Source organism: Acidimicrobiales bacterium (assembly GCA_035547835.1).
In the GTDB taxonomy this organism is placed as follows: domain Bacteria; phylum Actinomycetota; class Acidimicrobiia; order Acidimicrobiales; family Iamiaceae; genus DASZTW01.
The window spans coordinates 653,762-670,653 of the sequence record DASZTW010000005.1; the positions used below are offsets into that span (position 1 = coordinate 653,762).

A 16,892-nucleotide genomic window follows, 5' to 3' on the forward strand; every position below is an offset into this window, starting at 1 on the left:
CCACCGGTCACACTACCCGCGACGACCCGGCGCCTGAAGAGCCATTCCGGGTCAGGCGGGGCGGCGGATGACGAACGGCGGCGCGTACACAGGACCGATCCGGACGACGTCGCCGGTGTGGGGGGCGTGGATCATTTGGCTGTTGCCGAGGTACAGGGCGACGTGCGCGCCGCCTTCGAAGAACAACAGGTCACCCGGCTGGGCGGCCTCGAGGTTCGGAATTGGGGTGCCGTCGCGCATTTGGTCCCAGGTGACGCGCGCGATCGCGATGCCGGCTTGGCGCCATGCCCATTGGGTGAGCCCGGAGCAGTCCATTGCTTGGCCGGCGGTTTCGCCGCCCCACATATAGGCGACACCGAGCTGTGTGCACGCGGCCCGGATCGCCGCATCCCCGGGCGTGTCGCCGGTGGGTGCGCAGCCCGCGGCGGACGCGTCAGGGGTGACGGTTGGGGTTGGGTATTGGGCGCGGAGTTGGTCCCACGCGGCCTGGACGCGTTGCACGTAGCTGCGGGTTTCGGGGTAGGGCGGGATGCCGCCGTAGCGGAGAACGGCTCCTTCGCCGGCGTTGTACGCGGCCCACGCGATCGGCCAGGTCCCGAATCTGTCATGCAGGCCGCGCAGCTGTTGCGCGGCGGCCGCGATCGCCGCGGCCGGGTCGCATGGGTCGACATGCAGAGACGCGGCGGTGCCGGGTTCGAGTTGCATGACGCCCTCGGCGCCGGTTGGCGAGGTGACCTCGCAGGAGACGACGGCGAGGTCGAAGCCGGATTCGACCTGCGCGACCGCGGCGAGCATCCGCGGGTCGATACCGGTCGTGGCGCCCGCGGTGTTGAACGCGGTGGCGTACGGGACCGTCGCGCCGACGTCCCCAACCGGACCGGCGAGGGTTTCGGGTGGGGTGTAGCCGGCGTAGCGGGCAGCGCGGCTCATAGCAGCCTCGCCGAGACTCCCCGCTCCGGCTGCGTCGGGTGCGGGGGTGAGAGGCAGGTTGTTGATGGCCTCGACCCACACCCGCCACACCCGCGGCGGAATGTTGGTGGTGTCGGTGTTGAAGACGCCGACGATGGTGTCGTCGTCGAGGTTCGCGGCCCGGGCGCCGGCTTCGACGAGCTGGGCGAGCCGCTCGGCGATCGCGTGGGATGCTGCGTCGAGGTGCTGCGGGTTGGCGACGATGGTGGGGCCGTCGATGAGGTAGAGGCCGTAGCCGGGTGTGGTGATCGGCGGCACCAGCTCTGGCGACAACCGCGTCTGGACCGCCCCTCCGGTGGTCGTGGTGGCTGGTCGGGTCGGGTCGGGCTGCTCGCGTTGGATGGTCTCGCCTGGCGCGGTGCGGCCGTGGTTGGTTTGGGTGGCGCCGATGCCAGCCAGGATCGGCCAGGGGATGTCGGTGTCATCGGCCGCGTTCGTGTACGCGGCGAGCACGGCAGATGGAATGTCCGCGGTGTTCGCTCCGGAGTCGGGTTGTGGTTGGCCGCCCGATACGCCGAGCATCGCCGCGGCGCAAGCGACCAGGGCGACGAAGCACCCGCACCCCGCATACATGGTGCGGCGCACGATCTGCGCCCATCGGTCCAACGGACCGGCGAGCGCCGCGGCCGCGGCCCGCGCTGCGGGGCCGGCCGCGGCCTTTGGGGTCATGGCCGGTCGTGGTCGTGGGGGTCTGGGTGTTCGGAGCGGAGGTGGAAGACGCGGGCGTCACCGAGGCGGCGGAGGTTGGCGGCGTATTCGGCTCGATGGGCGCGGAGTTGACCGGAGAGTTCCTGGTAGCGGGCCGAGCCTGCGGCTTTGGCGGAGTGGTAGGCGCGGGGTCCATGCACGGGGAGGCCGAGGGTGGCCTTGTAACCGAACGCGCCGATCCGGCCCGCCGTTGTGGCTGCGGTGGCGGCGTGGCGGCCGACACCGGCGATGAGCCGACCTGGCGCGGTCGCTTCGGCCCGGATCCGGGCGTTGCTGAGCGCGCTTTGGGTTTCGCGGCCTCTTGCTGTGGTCCCGACCGGGGTGCGGTGGCGGGCCTGGACTGCGGCGCGGTGTCGGTTCTGCGCGGCACGGTGTCGGTTCATTGCGCCTTGGGCGTTGCGGTGCGCGGCGGCGAGTTCGCGGCCCACGGCGAGCCCGGTAACCCCGGCGGCTGCGGGTGCGACCCATCGGGCGGGGCTGGCTGGGTTGGTGCCGGGGCGGCGGGTGGAGAGGTGCTCGGCGAGGCGTTGCGCCGCGTTGGCGCCAGCGTGCACGATCCGTTTGCGGAGCAGGAACGCGAAGACCACGGCGGCGGCGACGAGTACGAACCGCACGATCGGGGCTTCCGATTGGGTGGATGCGAGTAGTCCGGTGGTGGCGGCGCACAGCACGACGAGCAGGAACGCCATACCGATCACCGCGAGCAGAACCCGCACCACCGCCGCGATCCACCGCCACAACACGGCGCGGCCAGCGCCAGGCAGCACCGCGAACGGCGCCACCAGCACGGCTGCGCCGAACACACCGGCGAGCGTGACAACGGCGACGATGACGGTGAGCGCGACGGCGCCGAGCAGGACCAGCACGACCGCGGCGACGAACATCGAGATCAACGCGGCGCCGAGCCGTTCCGCGGAGGGGTTGTTGGCCCACGCGGCTTCGGGTTTGCAGCCCGCGGCGGCCATTTGGCCTCTCGCCCAATCGGCGTTGGCTTCAGTGTCGATCCCGAACACCGCGGCGGCAGGATCATTCAGGTTCTCTCTGGCGAGGGCCTTGCGGTTTACCTCAGCGCACGCGGGGACGGTGAGGACGTGGCCCCATTGGATGACTTGGTAGGGCTCGTCGATGAACGCTTTGAACATCGCTTGTTGCGCTGGGTGCACCGCCACCGCCACCCCACCCGCCGTGTTGGCGGGTGGGGCGTGTTGGTTGGTGTCGGCGCTGGACAGCACCGCGCCGGACAGGTTGCCGGCGGTGTCGAGGGAGCCTTGGAGGTAACCGGCAGGGTTGGCGGCGATCACCCCGAACAAGCCGGCCGCGATCACCGACACCGCAAGCTCCCCGACCGCGACGGTGAACCGACCCCGCAATGCATGCCACCCACACACGACAACCAACACGAACCAGGCGACCGACGCGAGGCGGAGCGGTCCGACGATGTTGGTGCCGAGGGTTTGCCCGACGTGTAGGAATGGGTCTCGCAGCGCCGTGATGATGCCGTTGTTGAACGCGAAGCCGATCAGCCACAGCCCCGCGCACACCAGGGTCTTGTCGATCGACCAGACGAGCACGATGAGGCCACCCATGAGGTTCCGGGCGAAGTCCCACGAGTGGCCGTGTTTGAACGTCACCTCATAGTTCGCCGCCGGATAGGGCCCATACCCAGCGTCAGGGACCAGCCCCAGATCGCTACTCCCGCTGCCCTGCTGGGGAGGTGGCGGCGGCGCGACCTGCTCGGCCGTCGACGGGACGGTCACCGGTCGGCTCGGACCAACCGCAGCGGCGACCGGGATCGCCGCGAACGCCAGAACATGCAGCCCAATCCAGGCGACCACCAGCGTCTTCGTGGCTCGACGCGCAACCTTCCGCCAGGCCGCCCACCTGTGGGGGCGGTGTCCGTGCCGCGTCACGGCCCGGCGCGATCACCAACGGCCACCGCGTCGCCTTTGGTGCGCTGCCGCAGATGCGGTTCGTGGCCGAACACGATCGGCGCCGCCGGCGCGTCGACCGCATGGTGTCCGCGGGGCGCCGTACCGGCGGGTCGGGCGGGGTTGGTCTCGAGCGCGGCGTGAACCTCAGCGAGGGGGTCCGTGGCGACTTGGATCATGGCGAGACGGCCGCGGACGTCACGGAACAAGCACCGCCCGGACACCATTGCGGTCTCGTCGCTGAGCTTGTCGGTGAGCTCGGCGGCGGGTTCGAGACCCATGAACCGTTGCGCCATCTCCGCGGCCGCGCCGAATTGCCGGAACGCGAACCGCGGCCCGAGAAGCTCAGTCAGGCGTTGCGGAAAGTCTTGAGGCGCTTGCGACTGGATGGACGCAGCAGCGTTATGTTTGCGGCCGTCGCGAACCAGCTCGGTGAGCAGCTGCTCCCCTTGCGGCGAAGCGGTCAAGTAGTGGGCCTCATCGAAGTTCGCGACAGCGAACCGGCTCGGATCCGCGAAACAGACGTGCCGTTGCACCGCCGCGACCAGATACAACAACGCCAGGTTCACGATCTGCTCCGGCGGCAACTGATCCCGCAACTGCGGTTGCACCATGTGGTCCCGGTCCGGCAACACCAGCCCCGCCGCGTGGAACACGATGAAATCGGCGTCCAGCCAGAGCCGGTCGCCGTCACCGAACGCCACCTGCACGCCCGGCCGTGTCGCTTGGGAGCGGACCCGGCGGGCGATCTCGCGGGCCTCGGGCTCGTCGCCGCGGCGCACCAACCCATCGAGCTCCGCGATGACGTCGGCGAGGTGACTGTCTGGTCGGGCGGCGACGGTGGCTGCGACCTCGGCGAGGATGTCACCCTTGACCGTCTGGGTGCCGTACCCGGTCAACAAGGTCAGAAACCCGAGGGTGACCGCTTCGCGCTCCGCGGGTGTGGCAAAGATCCGCATCGGGTCCAAACACACGTCGCTGGTCGCACCGAGCTCCACGACTTGCGTGCGGCCCGGGATGACGGCGCCGAGCGCGACGTATTCGCCGCGCTGCGTTCGGTCGACGGTGACGGCTTGGCCGCCACGCGCGACCGTCGCCCACAAGATCCGTTTCGCCAGGTAGGACTTGCCGCCGCCAAGACCGCCGCAAACCCCGATCGACGCCGACCGCCCAATCGCCGGACCAAACGCCGGGTCGAACAGCACCGGCGTCTCGATCCCGGCATCAACGGACGCGCCAAGCAGCATGCCGGTCGGGTCCCCGACGGGGTTCGCCGTGAACGGGGCGCCGGCGGCCCATGACCCCGACAACATGAACTGCGTGTAGTCACGGCACACCCGCGGGGACCCAGCGCCGGGCAAGAACGCGGTGAACAGGTCGGATTGGCCGCCGGTGGGGCGGCCCAGGCCGTAGTCGAGCGGCTCGAACATCGCCGTGAGCGCCCCGGCGCGGTCCTCCAACTCGGCGAGGTTGTCGGCGCCGAGCGCGAACACCACCGTGCCTTGGCCCTCGCGCTCAGCCCGGTTCGCGTCCAGATCAGCGCCCTCGGCGCGGATCCCGTCGATCGCCTTCGCCAACGATTCAGGGGCGCCGGTGACTTCGCCGTCATACTCGTTGACCTGCGCGATGAGTTGGCGGTGCTGGCGCCGCACCTTGCGTTGCGCTTGTTGGTTGTCGACCGACCGCAGCCGAAGGCACCACTCGACCGGCCACGGAACCTCCTCCAGCTCGCGCCACCACTCCCCCGCGCCCCCAGGGAACGAGAACTCCGCGGGCATCGCCGCGACACACAAGAACGTTTGGAACGACACCCCGAACTCGGACTCCACCCGCACATACCGAGCCCGCCGCGGCCGATCCACGTCGTCGGCGAGGCCGCCTTCGACGAAGTCGGCGTCCAACAGGCGGACCAACGACCCGCCGCTCGCCTCACCGGTGGCGGTGGGTTCCCAGGTCGGGTCGAACACCGGCTCCGCGAGACCGCGGCGACACGCCCGAGCATGCAGCCACCGCAACCGGCCGGTCGACGCCGGGGTCAGCTCAAGGTTGCCGAGCCGCGCCACCACCGCCGCGGCCTGGCGTCTACGGATCTCGACATCGCGGCGCGATGGTCGGCGCGGCGGCAGGCCGAACGCACCCTCAACCGACCCCGACGCCGCACCTACCGCGGCGGCAAGGCGGGAGCGGTTCGTGTCCGGCAGTCGGAAGCCGACCAGGTAGAGGCGGCGCAGCAACCGGCAGCCCGCCAGACCATCGAGGGTCTCGCCGCACGCCGCCGCCCACCCGGGGTGGGTGTCCAGGTCGACGCCATCGACCATCGACCCAACGACCTCTGCGGGGTCCAATTGTTCGTGCAGCCCCCACAACACGGCGCGCTCGGGCAGGCCGAGCAGGAGCGACCGGATCGTGTGGCGGACCGACAGGCGTTCGTCGTCTGAGCGGTGGGCCCAGGGCAGCGGGTCGACCGTGTAGTACGCCCAAACCGAGCCCGATGTCGTCCACACCAAATGGTCGACAATCGCTGACGCGGCGGGGCGCATCAGCGGCCACCTACCCGCACCCAACCCCCGCCGCTGCGAGGCCGGGGGCAGCGGACGCGGCGGCCGAGACACTCACCGTGCTTGGGTGCCGCGAGGTAGTCGCCGAGCCCGGCCAGCCACCGCAGGGCGTCGCGGCCCTCGACCCGGCCATTGCGGACCAGCCACGCCGGCACCCACGGCCCCGCCACCAACACCAACACATTCACGGGTCCCAGGTGCGCCCACAACGGCCGCGCCACAAACACCACCGCGTACGCGACGCCGAGGACGACAAGCTGCGCGACCGACAACTGCCACGGCATCGTCCAGCCACCGATCTTGCCCAACACCATCGGGTGACGACGAGCGTGCGTGAACGTCACGCACTCCACCCGCTCAGCGGTCATCGCTCGACGCCGAACCGCAACGGCACCAGCCCGATCGTGCGCGGAGCGACCTGGACGATCGGGGTGCGGAGACCCTGGTTGAACTCCTCAGTGGTCTTGTTCCGCAACCAGTCGGTGTTCCACACCGCCCACAACACGATCGCCGACAACAACACCGCCCCCAGCACCGGCATCAACGCCCGTTTCGTGACGAACACGACGCCGACCACGACCATCGACAACAACGTGATCCCGCCCCGAGCCAAGCCCTGCCACTGGTTGATCTTCCCGTTGATCAAATCCGTGAACCCGCCAGCCAACACACCAAACATGAGCCACCTCCCGATAGCTACGAACCCGCACCCGCAGCCGACGACGCCCCGCCCGCGTCGCCCTGACGGCTGGCGAGGGTCGGGGCCCCAGTCAGTGACGAGACCTCCCAACGGCCCGCCCGCAGCGCCAACCCGACCTCGTACCGCAACACCACCACCGAACCGGCCTTCGTCGACCCCTGCACAGCCGCTGCCGCCAGACGCGCCGAACCCGATCCCCACACCGCCACCCCCGTGAGGACCGCCTTGTCGAACGCCGGCGGGGCGACCGCGACGATCGGGGCGCCAGGCGACGCCAGCCTTGACACGTCCCCACCACAGAGCAGACCGCTGAAGAACTCCGAGAGCACACCGTCGATCGGGTCGGTGGCCATCGGTGGCTGCAGAGCGGGGGCGGCCAACGCCGGAGCCGGGCTGTGCGGCGGGGCCGGGACCTCAGCGGGGGGCGCGGCCACCGCGAGACCGGACGGCCCACTCGTCACGCCGACCTCGAAGTAGCGGACACCCGCCGCGACGTAGGACCCCGAGACGTCCTCCAACACGTCCGCCGCGACGGTGACCCGCCAATACCCGGGGCCTGCAGGCTCGGCAGCGACGACGGCTGTCCGAGGCACGTAAAGGGACCCAGGTGTCATCGCCGCCACATCGATCGTGCCGCCGACGAACGGCGCAAGGGTCGTTTCCGCGCCCGCGCCGGCCTGCAGATACGAGGCAACAAACAACTCTGCGAACCCGCCAGCACCCACAGGCAGCCCATTCATCGCGGACGCACCCGTCACGCGGGCTGCCGACCTCGCCGGCCGGACGAACGCGACCACGCCACCCAGAAACCCGACCCCAACGAGCGCCCACAACATGCAACGCGCCACCGGCAGCACGACGGGGCAAGCCCGACCGGACCGGCGGCCCTCGCCCGGCTCACCCTCCGGCTGAGACTCCGGCCTCTGACGGCGCGATCGAGGTGGCATGCACCATCAACAGCCGCGTGTCAGCGCCGGACAGGACTCGCTCCATCACACGAATCACGTGTGCCCGCTGCTCAAGATCTCGGCTCGCGAGTTGACCCGCGTGGATGTCCAGCGGGCGAGGTCACGCCCAACCCGTGAACCCGAGCCGCGAGTGCGAGACCGACTATCGGGGACGTCGACCCGGGCGCCGCGTCGGCATCTCAATCATTCCGGTCGGTTGCAGGACGACTTGGCCGGCGGTGAGCCGCCCGTATGCATCGAGGGTCTCACGGAGATCCGCTGGATCTGTCGGGGCGCCCGCGACAAGCGCCGCCAGAAGGCGGCTACGGGTCGTCTCGCCTCGACCAGCGTCGGCCAGGCGGTCGAGCAGCTCATTGAGCCGCTGGTCGACAGGCACGGGCCACATCACGTTGGTCTGGACGGGCGGGCAACGTTCGACGCGGGTGCTCCGAGTGATCGGCTCACCATCGCGCATCGGAACCGCCGCATTTCATATAATCATCATATGATCTCTGCCCGCGAGATGACGGACATGGGGGCAGACCGCCTCATTCGTCTCCTGACCTTGAACATCTCCGGGCCGTCGGCCGTTCGGGCGGGGCAACTTGCTCGCTTCCTCGGCGAGGCCAACGCTGACGTCCTCGTGCTCACCGAGACCCGAGACAACGATGGGACGCGTTGGCTCCTCGACTGGTGCCGCGACGAGGGCTACTCGGTCAACGGCCCGTTGCCGGCCTCGAGCGGCGAACGGGGAGTCGCGGTCGCGAGAAGGATCGGCCCTGCCTCAAAGCCGGTGACCGTCGATGTGGACTTGCCCCATCGTCTGGTGATCGACGAGTTGGCGGACGACCGATCTTTGCTGCTGGTGGCTGCCTATGTTCCGTCGCGTGACGCGTCCGTTGCCAAGATCGAGCGGAAGCGCACCTTCCTTGATCAGATGGCCCGGGCCCTACGGCGGTTCGCCGATGGGCCCGGAGTGGTGTTCATGGGCGACCTGAACGTCATCGGACGCTCTCACGTACCGCGCTACCCGGCCTTCAAGGCGTGGGAATACGACGCACTGGAGGAGATCGCTGCGGCGGGTTTCGCTGACGTCTACGCGGATCTGAACCCTGGTGTCCAGGTGCACAGCTGGGTCGGTCGGACCGGCAGCGGCTACCGGTACGACTACGCGTTCGTGTCGCAGGGCCTCTCGGGGGCCGTTGAAGGCTGCGAGTACCTGCAGGAGCCGCGGGAGCGCGGCATCACCGACCACGCAGCCGTGATGCTGACGGTGCGACCGCCACTAGCTGACCCTGAAGCGCGGGTACGACGGGCGAGCTAGGTAAAGCCTCAATCGCCTGATCTATGCGAACGGCGACTGACTCCGCTTCGCCTTCGACAGTCGACAAGCGCAAGACCCGAGCTCCGTTGCGCTCCATTAGCTCGGCTGCCTCCTGGAAGAAGCGGGCCTCTTGGTAGGAACCACCCTCGGTGTGCTCGAACCGGGACGTGCGCCCACGCCGATTCAGGCGTGCGTCAAGCACAGCAGCGGGGGCCTGCAGGAACACCGATAGATCGGGTACAAGCACACCAGCGTTCAGTTCCCACAACACATCCAGGGGAACCCCGTCGATCCGCTGCAGGGCAAGCGTTGAACCGATGTGTCGGTCCGTCACGACCAGTTCCCCTCCAGCCAGGGCGGGCCGGATCACGCTGTCGACCTGCAGCACTCGATCGGCCACGACAAGTGCAGCAAGTGTTAGGCCGCGGTACCGCTGCTCACCGACGCGGATGAACTCCCCGAGTTGCGTGTCGCTCGGCTGCCGCACCCAGCGACATGCCAGGCCCCGGGCTTCGAGCAGCGGCCGCAGGGCAGCGATGGCCGACGACTTGCCGACGCCGTTCGGGCCGTCAACAGCAACGAACACTGACTGCCTCCGGCGTCGGACACACCTCTACGTCGACGTCGCCAATGGTGCCGCCGCCGGCGATGACGGCCGCGGGGCAGCCTTTGCCGCAGCTCGAGCTCGCGGAGCAGCCAGCGCACGACGGATTGACGCCGACCCTGTATCGCTCGTGGAACTTGTACCCATCGAGCTTGGCGGCGATGTCGGTGTCCTCAAAGAGGTTGCCAACGATGAATTCGTCTCTGCCATGCTTCGCACCGGGGTTCTCGGTGGCGAAGACGAGGTAGGGACAGACAGTCACGTCGCCGTTCACGAAGACATACATGATGTCGCCCGCGATACAGCTGCTGAGCGGCTGAGAGTCGTTCGGGAACCTGATGAACACCGGCTCGGGGGACCCGTCAGTGACATCCTTCTCGATCCGCGTCCGGATCCCGGCCATGGTTTGCTCATCTGCCTTGAGGCGTCCACGGGTCCGGATCCCACGCCCGAAGCTCGATAGCGGATTCAGCAGCATGTACTCCGCGCCGAGCTCATCGGCGAGGTCATAGACAGCCCGGTACTCATCCTCCACAGCCAAGGAATTGGGCGTGCTGAGAACCCCCTTGAGGAGGCCGGCGCGTCCCAGACGTCGGCAGTTCTCCAGCGTGCTGTCGAACGACTGCCGGCTACCCCGGAACTTGCCGTGGCTGTCCGTCGTGATGCCGTCGAGGCTGACGTTGAAGGCGACGCAGCCCAGCTCCTGGGCCTGGTGCAACACTTCGTCGGATAGGCCAACTGCGTTCGTGCATACGGTGATCTCGAGGCCAGATTCGGCGAGTCTCTGCAAGATCTCAGCCAGGTCCGGATGCACGAGCGGCTCCCCACCGGTAAGTGTCACGTTCGCAACGCGAGATGCCACCAACCGAGGAATCGCCGCGGCGAGCAACTCCAAGCCCATGTCTGACCCTTGCGCAGTCGCGGACACAAAGCAGTGGGCGCAGTGCAAGTCGCACCGGTCGGTGATCTTCAGCAGCGCCTTGCGCCGGCCCTCGACCGGCCCCGACCTGAAGTAGCACGCATCTGCCAGGCCGGCAGCGGTGATCCTGCGGCCAGGTCGTGGCGACCGGGCCATCCGACGGTCGAGAGCAATGGGTCGTGCGGTCATCGGCTGCTGCCTTGTCAACAGATCGTGTCCGGATTAGCATACATGCTAAATCATGTATGGCAAGGGTTCTCACTTTCCGCAACTTTGGCGTGTTTGTGTACGACGAGCGAGGCTCGCCCCATCACCTGCCGCACGCACACGTCAGGCGTCGTGGGCAACACGTCGCGTCTGTCTTCCTGCTCACTCTTGAGTCGTTCAACGTGGCGCAGCCGGTCGACGCCGATCTCGTCCGAGAGCTGGAGGTCCGACAGGGCGCACTGCTTGCGGCATGGGAGGAGTTGAACGGTGACTAATCAGGATGTCCAGTCAGGTTGGACCGCGCCGGGGTACGGCGACGTGTCCGATGCGAGCAAAGTTGGGGAAGACCTCGAGGTCACCTTCGGGAACGGCGACCTGATCCGCATCGCGCCGTCCCTGTTGGGCATCAAAGGCTCCTTCGAACTCGACCTGCAACCGGGCCCCGACAACGCCAGCGTGCGGATCCTCGCCGGTACCGAAGTACGTGATGTCAGCTGGGTGCAGCTGCGCGTTGCGACCGACCCGGCGTTTGCGCGCCATATGCGTGAGGAGGACGCCAATGAGGCGCGGCGCATCGCCCACCGGCTCAAGGCATTGCGCGAAGACCGTGGCCTGAGCCAGCGAGACGTCGCGGCACTCGCAGGGATGACGTCACCACAATTGTCAAAGATCGAGAGCGGAACCTTTGATCTCAGAATCTCGACCGTGCAGGCCCTCCTTCGGGCGATGGGGGCGAACCTGAGCGACATCTCGGGCAGTGGCACGCCGGAGGTCTCACAGAAGGTCATGCGCAAACGCGCCGCAGATGCCGGTGTCGGGCGTGAGCTCATCGACCGCCTGGCACGCGCCGGATCCCGCTTGCAGTTTCCGCAACTGCTGAACCGCGGCTTCGGTTGGACGACGGACGCACTGACAGCCGGCGAGCTGACACCGACACGCCTACCAGTCGCCGTGCAGTTCAAGACGATCACCTCTTCGAATCCGAAGCAGTCGCCGCTGTTGGCGCTGGCAGCCACCAGCGCACAGATCGTCCAACACCACGTCGATCTGGCGACGCCAACACCCGTTCCCGATGCCGCTGAGACTCGCGCCACCGCCCTCGACGCTTCAGGCCAAGTGACGTTGGCATCGCTGGTCGAATGGACCTGGAAGCGAGGGATCCCAGTGATTCCACTCCACGGCAAGCGCGGGTTCTGTGCTGCAGTCCTCTCCACCGACGAAACCCACGCCGTCGTCCTCAAGGAATCGAGGGACCACCTCGCCTACTGGCTCTTCGACCTGGCGCATGAACTCGGCCACATCGCTCTGGGCCACGTCCACGACGGCGATGTAGTTGATGTCGACGCACTCAGCCCTGCCAGCTCACCAGGTAGCGAGGACGCTCAGGAGGACGCCGCGAACCAGTTCGCTCTCGAGCTCCTACTCGGCGATTCCTCCTCGCTCGTGCGTGAGGTCGAGCAGGAGTCGCAGGGCAGCTACCTGAGGTTCAAGGGGGCAGTCGTCACAGTCGCCCGCAAGGCGAACGTCAACGCCGGCCTACTCGGACTCGTCGCCGCGTTCGAGCTGGACGAGCTCGGGGAGCCAAAGGATCGTTGGGGCTCGGCCAACAATCTCTCGGCGGCGGACCCGCCGGGCCGACACGTCGTCCGCGACGCGTTGGCGCGCCAGCTGGCGACGCCGGTGGAGCCTGAAGTCGATCGCCTGCTGTTGGACGCGACCGTCCTTGGTGACTAGCAGGTCCTGACGTGGCACGTTCGATCGACCAACGACGAGCCCGCCTCGCGAAGGCGCTCGCCGACTACTGGCAAGGCGGCGCCGGGCCAACGCACGGCGAGATCAACGACACGTTTGACATTGTGGGCGTCGACCCCGACGGCGGGTCCAAGCGCGATCGCGTAAGCCAAGCGGTCAAAGGTGGTCAGCGAGGCCGAGCTGTTCACTCTGTGCAACCAACTCGTCGAGTTGCTGCGCGATCAGGAACTGCCGGCATGTCAACCCGACGCGCTGGAACGGCTCCGGCAAGCGCTCGCCGCTTATGGGTTCAACCTGAGCGACGACTTCACATTGTCGAGCAACCACCGGCCCGACCTTGATCGCCTACCCGACCTTCCAGCGCTCCGCGGCCATGTCGACCGGATCCAGCGGGCCCACCGAGACGACGACGCCGCCCAGGTACTCGGATCGACAAAAGACCTGCTCGAGACCATCGCGAAGGTGGTGCTCGAAACCACTGGAAACCCAGCGCCCCAGAACTTCCCAGCACTCCTAACGGCGGCCTTCGAGGCGCTGCACATCCACCCGAGGAGGAATGCCTCTGCCGGAAAGCCACTCGAGGAACCAGTGCGGAAGATCCTGGGCGGGGCTCTGCAGATCGTCCTCGGAATTGACGAGCTACGGAATACCCACGGCACCGGTCACGGCCGCGTTGAACAGCGCGAACTCAGCCTCCGACACGCCCAACTCGCTGTTGACGCGGGCCTGACCGTCGCGCGGCTGCTGCTCAACACGCTTGAAGATCCGGCAGCGCCGTGGCGTTCGGCACAGGGCAGGGCATGACCACGGACAAGACAGGTGCGATGCCCCGACTGTCCCGAGCCGTCGGGCGATCGGCGCAGTCCGCCACGACGGCGAACGCCCACGCCAGTCCGGCCCCCACGCGGTAGATCTGCGCGACCCTCGTGGAGGGCTCACAGGCTGGCGGGCTCGGCTCTCACCGAAATGGCCGCGAACCGATACCCTCCTCGCGGGCACCGAGAGCGGCAGGGGTGTCAACGGCCACGACGCTCGCAGGGCTCCGTCGGATCCTGGCTATCAGCTCGCGGGATTCCTGGCTGAGCATGCCATACGGTTCGACCTCGGCCTCGATCACGTGATGGAGCTGATCGATCGCGGCGCGGACCTTGGCGGGCTGGCCCGCCTGGTCGGCTGCCCTGATCAGGACCCGATAGAGGCGTTCGTCGCCGTGTGCCGCGAGTAATCCGGCGCGCGCGGCGTGCTCGGCCTCGGCAGGACGGCCTCGGTCGAGCAGCCGGCCAGCAAGTGTCTCGGCGGTGTCGGCGATAGCCGAGATCATTTGTTGTTCGTGCACGGCAACCCAGTTGAGGCGTCCGCGACTGGTGGCGAATGGGACGTCGCGAACGAGTTCGAGTGCCCGGCTGAGGGCGTCGATGCCGGCGTCGTCGTCGTGACGGGTGCCCCAGGTGGCAAGTCGTTGGAAGTGGGCCCAGTCAGTGTCAACGGCGCCGGAGAGCTCAACTCGGTTGCCGGCGACGGGCCGCAGGATGGGTGTTCCGTCGGTGTGGTTGCCGAGCGTGCGTCGTGCTTCGCTGAGGGCGTTGTTGCGGTTCTTGAGGGTGTCGGCGTCGGGCCACAGGTCACCGTCGAGGTCGCGCAGGGTTACGTGGTGGTTGTTGGTCGCGAGATAGACGACGAGTTCTTCGGCACGGGCCCGTGGGAATCGGACGGGTTGGCCGTGGCGGGCGATGACATCGACATCGCCGAGCACCCGGGCTTGGTAGAGCCAGCGCGGCTCGTCTAGAGGTGCTGCCACGGCCGCGTAGATCACTGGGGTCGCGGGCGTGGACGGAGTGTTGGTGGCCGTGTCGATGAGGCCGTGTAGGGCGGCGCCTGTCGGGGGCCCGAAGCAGGTCGGGTTGAAGGTCAGCCCGAACGGGTTGAGGCAAGCGTGTTGGGCGTCATCGATGACGACGCTCCAACCGTCGTCGATCGGTGGGGTGACGGCGACGACCGCTACGCAGCTGTTCTGACGTTTCGCGAGGTGTCGTACCTGTTCGACGTTGGCGTGGCTGAGATGTTCGGTGGTGATGACCACGAGGGGGGTCCAGAAGCCGCCGGTGCCGCTGTGTTGGGCGGCGTTCGGGGTTCGCTGGCCGGTGGTGGCGAGATCCGCGGCTGCTTGCTCGGCTCGTTGCATCGCCAGGTCGAGGGCTTCGTCGGTGGTGGCGCTTTGGGCGCCGGGTGTGTTGGGTGCGGAGGGTCCGAGGCCGCAGGTGACCACGTCGATGGGGCCGGCCCAACAGGTGGTGGCGGTGTTCCACGCGATCGCGGTTGCGAGACCTGCCGCGGCGTGTGGGTCACCGTCGATGGTGACGACGGGCGCAGCGAGGAGGTCGACGGCGAGTTGCGTGTCGTCGTTGGTCCCGAGGATTGCGGGCGCCATCAACGGGCAGACGCCACCGGCCGAGGCGCCGGCGAGTGCCGCGTCGGTGTCCACGGCCCAGCCCTCACCGCACGCCTGCCACGGTGGCGGCGGCGGAAAGGTCGGGGCAACGCCGAACGTCGCGGTGATCTCGGTCGGGGTGACGCGGAGGAGTGCGGGGGCTTCGATGACTGGTTCGGCGTTGCTGAGTGCTGCGAGCGCGGCGGCAACCAGGTCGTCCTGTTGGAGGTCGGTGCCGGCGCGTAGCGCTGACTCGGCGGCCCGGCCAGCGGGGTCCGGCATTGCGATGAGGTGGCCGGTTTGTCGGCGGCGTTGCTGGGCGCGCCGCGCGCCGCGCAGCGCTCGCACGACGCCGGCGGTGGCGAGGCCGGCGCCCAGCAGCTCGGCGGGCAGCCGCAACGGGCGTTCGGGGGTGTCGTGCCGGCGCGCATCAGCTGGGGTGGTCTCAGGGGGTGGCTCCGTCGCCGGAGCTGGGTCGGGACGCGGCGGGTCGGGCGGCGGCAGTGGCGCGGTGGCCGCGCCGTTGTTCGACACGTTTGTTGTCGGGGCCTCGCGTGTCGGCGACTGGGCTCGCGCGGGGGTGTCGCCGGCATTTCGGCTCGCGCCGTCTTGGGAGCGCGTGGGTGGGGGTTTGGGCCTCGGGATGGGTGAGCCGCTGTGCGGTGGGGTCGCGCTGGGAGGGGTCGGCGCCGTGGCGGTGGGGGGCGTCGGGTCGCTCGTCGCCGGACGCTGGGTGTTTGGCGGCGCGGCCGGGGTCACGGGCATCGCGGGCCCGGGCTCGGCGGGGCCGGTTGGGGCGGGCGGTCGCGGGGCGGTGCGGGGACCACCTTTGGTTTGCGGCAGCGGAGTCGGGGCGGGTGCCCCGTCGCCGGATGCCGGCGGCCGGGGCGTGGCGGCGGACTGGCCGTTCGGGGTTGTTGCCTGCGGGGTCGCCGCGGGCTGGTCGGCGAGGAACGGGAGGGTGAGGGGTTGGCCGGGATAGATGAGGCTCGGGTCGCCGGGGTGCACGAGGCGGCTCGTGTTGGCGTCGATGAGTTGGCGCCAGTAGCTGTCGATTTCGGGTTTGGTGGGTGCTCGGCCAAGGTGTGTGGCGAGGGTGCGTTGCGCGATGGTCCAGAAGTTGTCGGCCGGCTGGACGGTCCACGTGCTTGCGCCGGGCACGTCGCTGGATGGCGGGGTTTGAGTGGTGATGGTGGCGTCGGCGGGAAGGTCGAGGGTCCAGCCGGGGCGCAGGGGTTGGGTGATCGAGGTGAGGTGTTGACCGTCGGGTTGGGTGCGGTACCGGTTGGCGGCGACGATTTCGGCGGCGCGTCGGCCGTCGCCCAGGGCTGCGTGCGCGATGCCCCAGAGGGTGTCTAGCCGGGCGACGTTCCACTGCTTCGCCGGCCCTGGTGATCTGACCAGCGCCGGAGGACGGCGATCGCCTTCAACGAACTGGCTGGAGGCGGTTGGCGTGGCGGTCCGGACCGCCCGCGATGTTGGTGGGAGGGCTTGGACGGGCGGGGTGCGTGTCGCCGTGAGGGTGGCGACCACGACGATTCCGGTGACGAGTTCGGCCGCGATGCCTTGCGCCCAGCCGAGACCCGAGACCGGCCGTGTGGCGCGGCCTCGCAGGGTTGCGATCGTCTCGAGCAGCACCGATGTGGTGAACGCGGCCCACGCGACCCACAGGACCGCTGCCATGACTTGAAGCCAGACCCGCTGGTCGACATCGCCACTGTGAACGGCCCGCATGACGGTGGTCGCGGAAGGCACGGCGTGCGGGAGCGGCCAGCCGACTGCCAGGACGAGGAAGAACGGGAGGGCGACGGTCACCGCTGCGATGACAGCTGCCGCGCAGGCGGCCTT

The 16,892-nt window shown here is 68.7% G+C and carries 11 protein-coding genes; 3 read left to right on the forward strand and 8 right to left on the reverse strand.

Annotation, left to right across the window (positions count from 1 at the left end):
* Positions 1-51: 51 nt before the first annotated feature.
* The 6 genes from VHA73_05325 to VHA73_05350 form a co-directional block, all read right to left on the reverse strand.
* Positions 52-1,638 (reverse strand): NlpC/P60 family protein, encoded by a 1,587-nt coding sequence (locus VHA73_05325; GenBank protein HVX17435.1) that lies wholly within the window; start codon positions 1,636-1,638, stop codon positions 52-54.
* The gene (locus VHA73_05330) at positions 1,635-3,512 is read right to left on the reverse strand and encodes a hypothetical protein (GenBank protein ID HVX17436.1); all 1,878 of its coding nucleotides are present in this window, start codon (positions 3,510-3,512) and stop codon (positions 1,635-1,637) included. Before VHA73_05330 ends, VHA73_05325 begins: the two co-directional genes overlap by 4 nt.
* Positions 3,513-3,583: 71 nt before the next feature.
* Positions 3,584-6,145 (reverse strand): ATP-binding protein, encoded by a 2,562-nt coding sequence (locus tag VHA73_05335; GenBank protein HVX17437.1) that lies wholly within the window; start codon positions 6,143-6,145, stop codon positions 3,584-3,586.
* Positions 6,145-6,531 (reverse strand): TcpE family conjugal transfer membrane protein, encoded by a 387-nt coding sequence (locus tag VHA73_05340; protein HVX17438.1) that lies wholly within the window; start codon positions 6,529-6,531, stop codon positions 6,145-6,147. The genes VHA73_05335 and VHA73_05340 overlap by 1 nt, the downstream gene beginning before the upstream one ends.
* Positions 6,528-6,842, reverse strand: a complete 315-nt coding sequence (locus VHA73_05345; GenBank protein HVX17439.1) for a hypothetical protein — start codon at positions 6,840-6,842, stop codon at positions 6,528-6,530. The genes VHA73_05340 and VHA73_05345 overlap by 4 nt, the downstream gene beginning before the upstream one ends.
* Before the next feature lie 17 nt (positions 6,843-6,859).
* Complete coding sequence (locus VHA73_05350) at positions 6,860-7,603, reverse strand: hypothetical protein (protein ID HVX17440.1); 744 nt, start codon at positions 7,601-7,603, stop codon at positions 6,860-6,862.
* Between the two features lie 424 nt (positions 7,604-8,027).
* Between VHA73_05350 and VHA73_05355 the strand changes: the two genes are divergently transcribed.
* Positions 8,028-9,134: an endonuclease/exonuclease/phosphatase family protein gene (locus VHA73_05355; GenBank protein HVX17441.1), complete on the forward strand. Its 1,107-nt coding sequence runs from the start codon at positions 8,028-8,030 to the stop codon at positions 9,132-9,134.
* A 569-nt stretch (positions 9,135-9,703) separates the two neighbouring features.
* Here VHA73_05355 and VHA73_05360 read toward each other — a convergent pair.
* Positions 9,704-10,846: a radical SAM protein gene (locus VHA73_05360; protein HVX17442.1), complete on the reverse strand. Its 1,143-nt coding sequence runs from the start codon at positions 10,844-10,846 to the stop codon at positions 9,704-9,706.
* Positions 10,847-11,131: 285 nt separating this feature from the next.
* Between VHA73_05360 and VHA73_05365 the strand changes: the two genes are divergently transcribed.
* The gene (locus VHA73_05365) at positions 11,132-12,598 is read left to right on the forward strand and encodes a helix-turn-helix domain-containing protein (GenBank protein ID HVX17443.1); all 1,467 of its coding nucleotides are present in this window, start codon (positions 11,132-11,134) and stop codon (positions 12,596-12,598) included.
* Between the two features lie 180 nt (positions 12,599-12,778).
* Positions 12,779-13,420 carry an abortive infection family protein gene (locus VHA73_05370; protein HVX17444.1) on the forward strand — a complete coding sequence of 214 codons (642 nt, stop codon included), beginning with the start codon at positions 12,779-12,781 and terminating at the stop codon, positions 13,418-13,420.
* 154 nt (positions 13,421-13,574) lie between these two features.
* Here the strand turns inward: VHA73_05370 and VHA73_05375 are convergent, their stop codons facing one another.
* Positions 13,575-16,859: a LysM peptidoglycan-binding domain-containing protein gene (locus VHA73_05375; protein HVX17445.1), complete on the reverse strand. Its 3,285-nt coding sequence runs from the start codon at positions 16,857-16,859 to the stop codon at positions 13,575-13,577.
* Between the last annotated feature and the right edge of the window lie 33 nt (positions 16,860-16,892).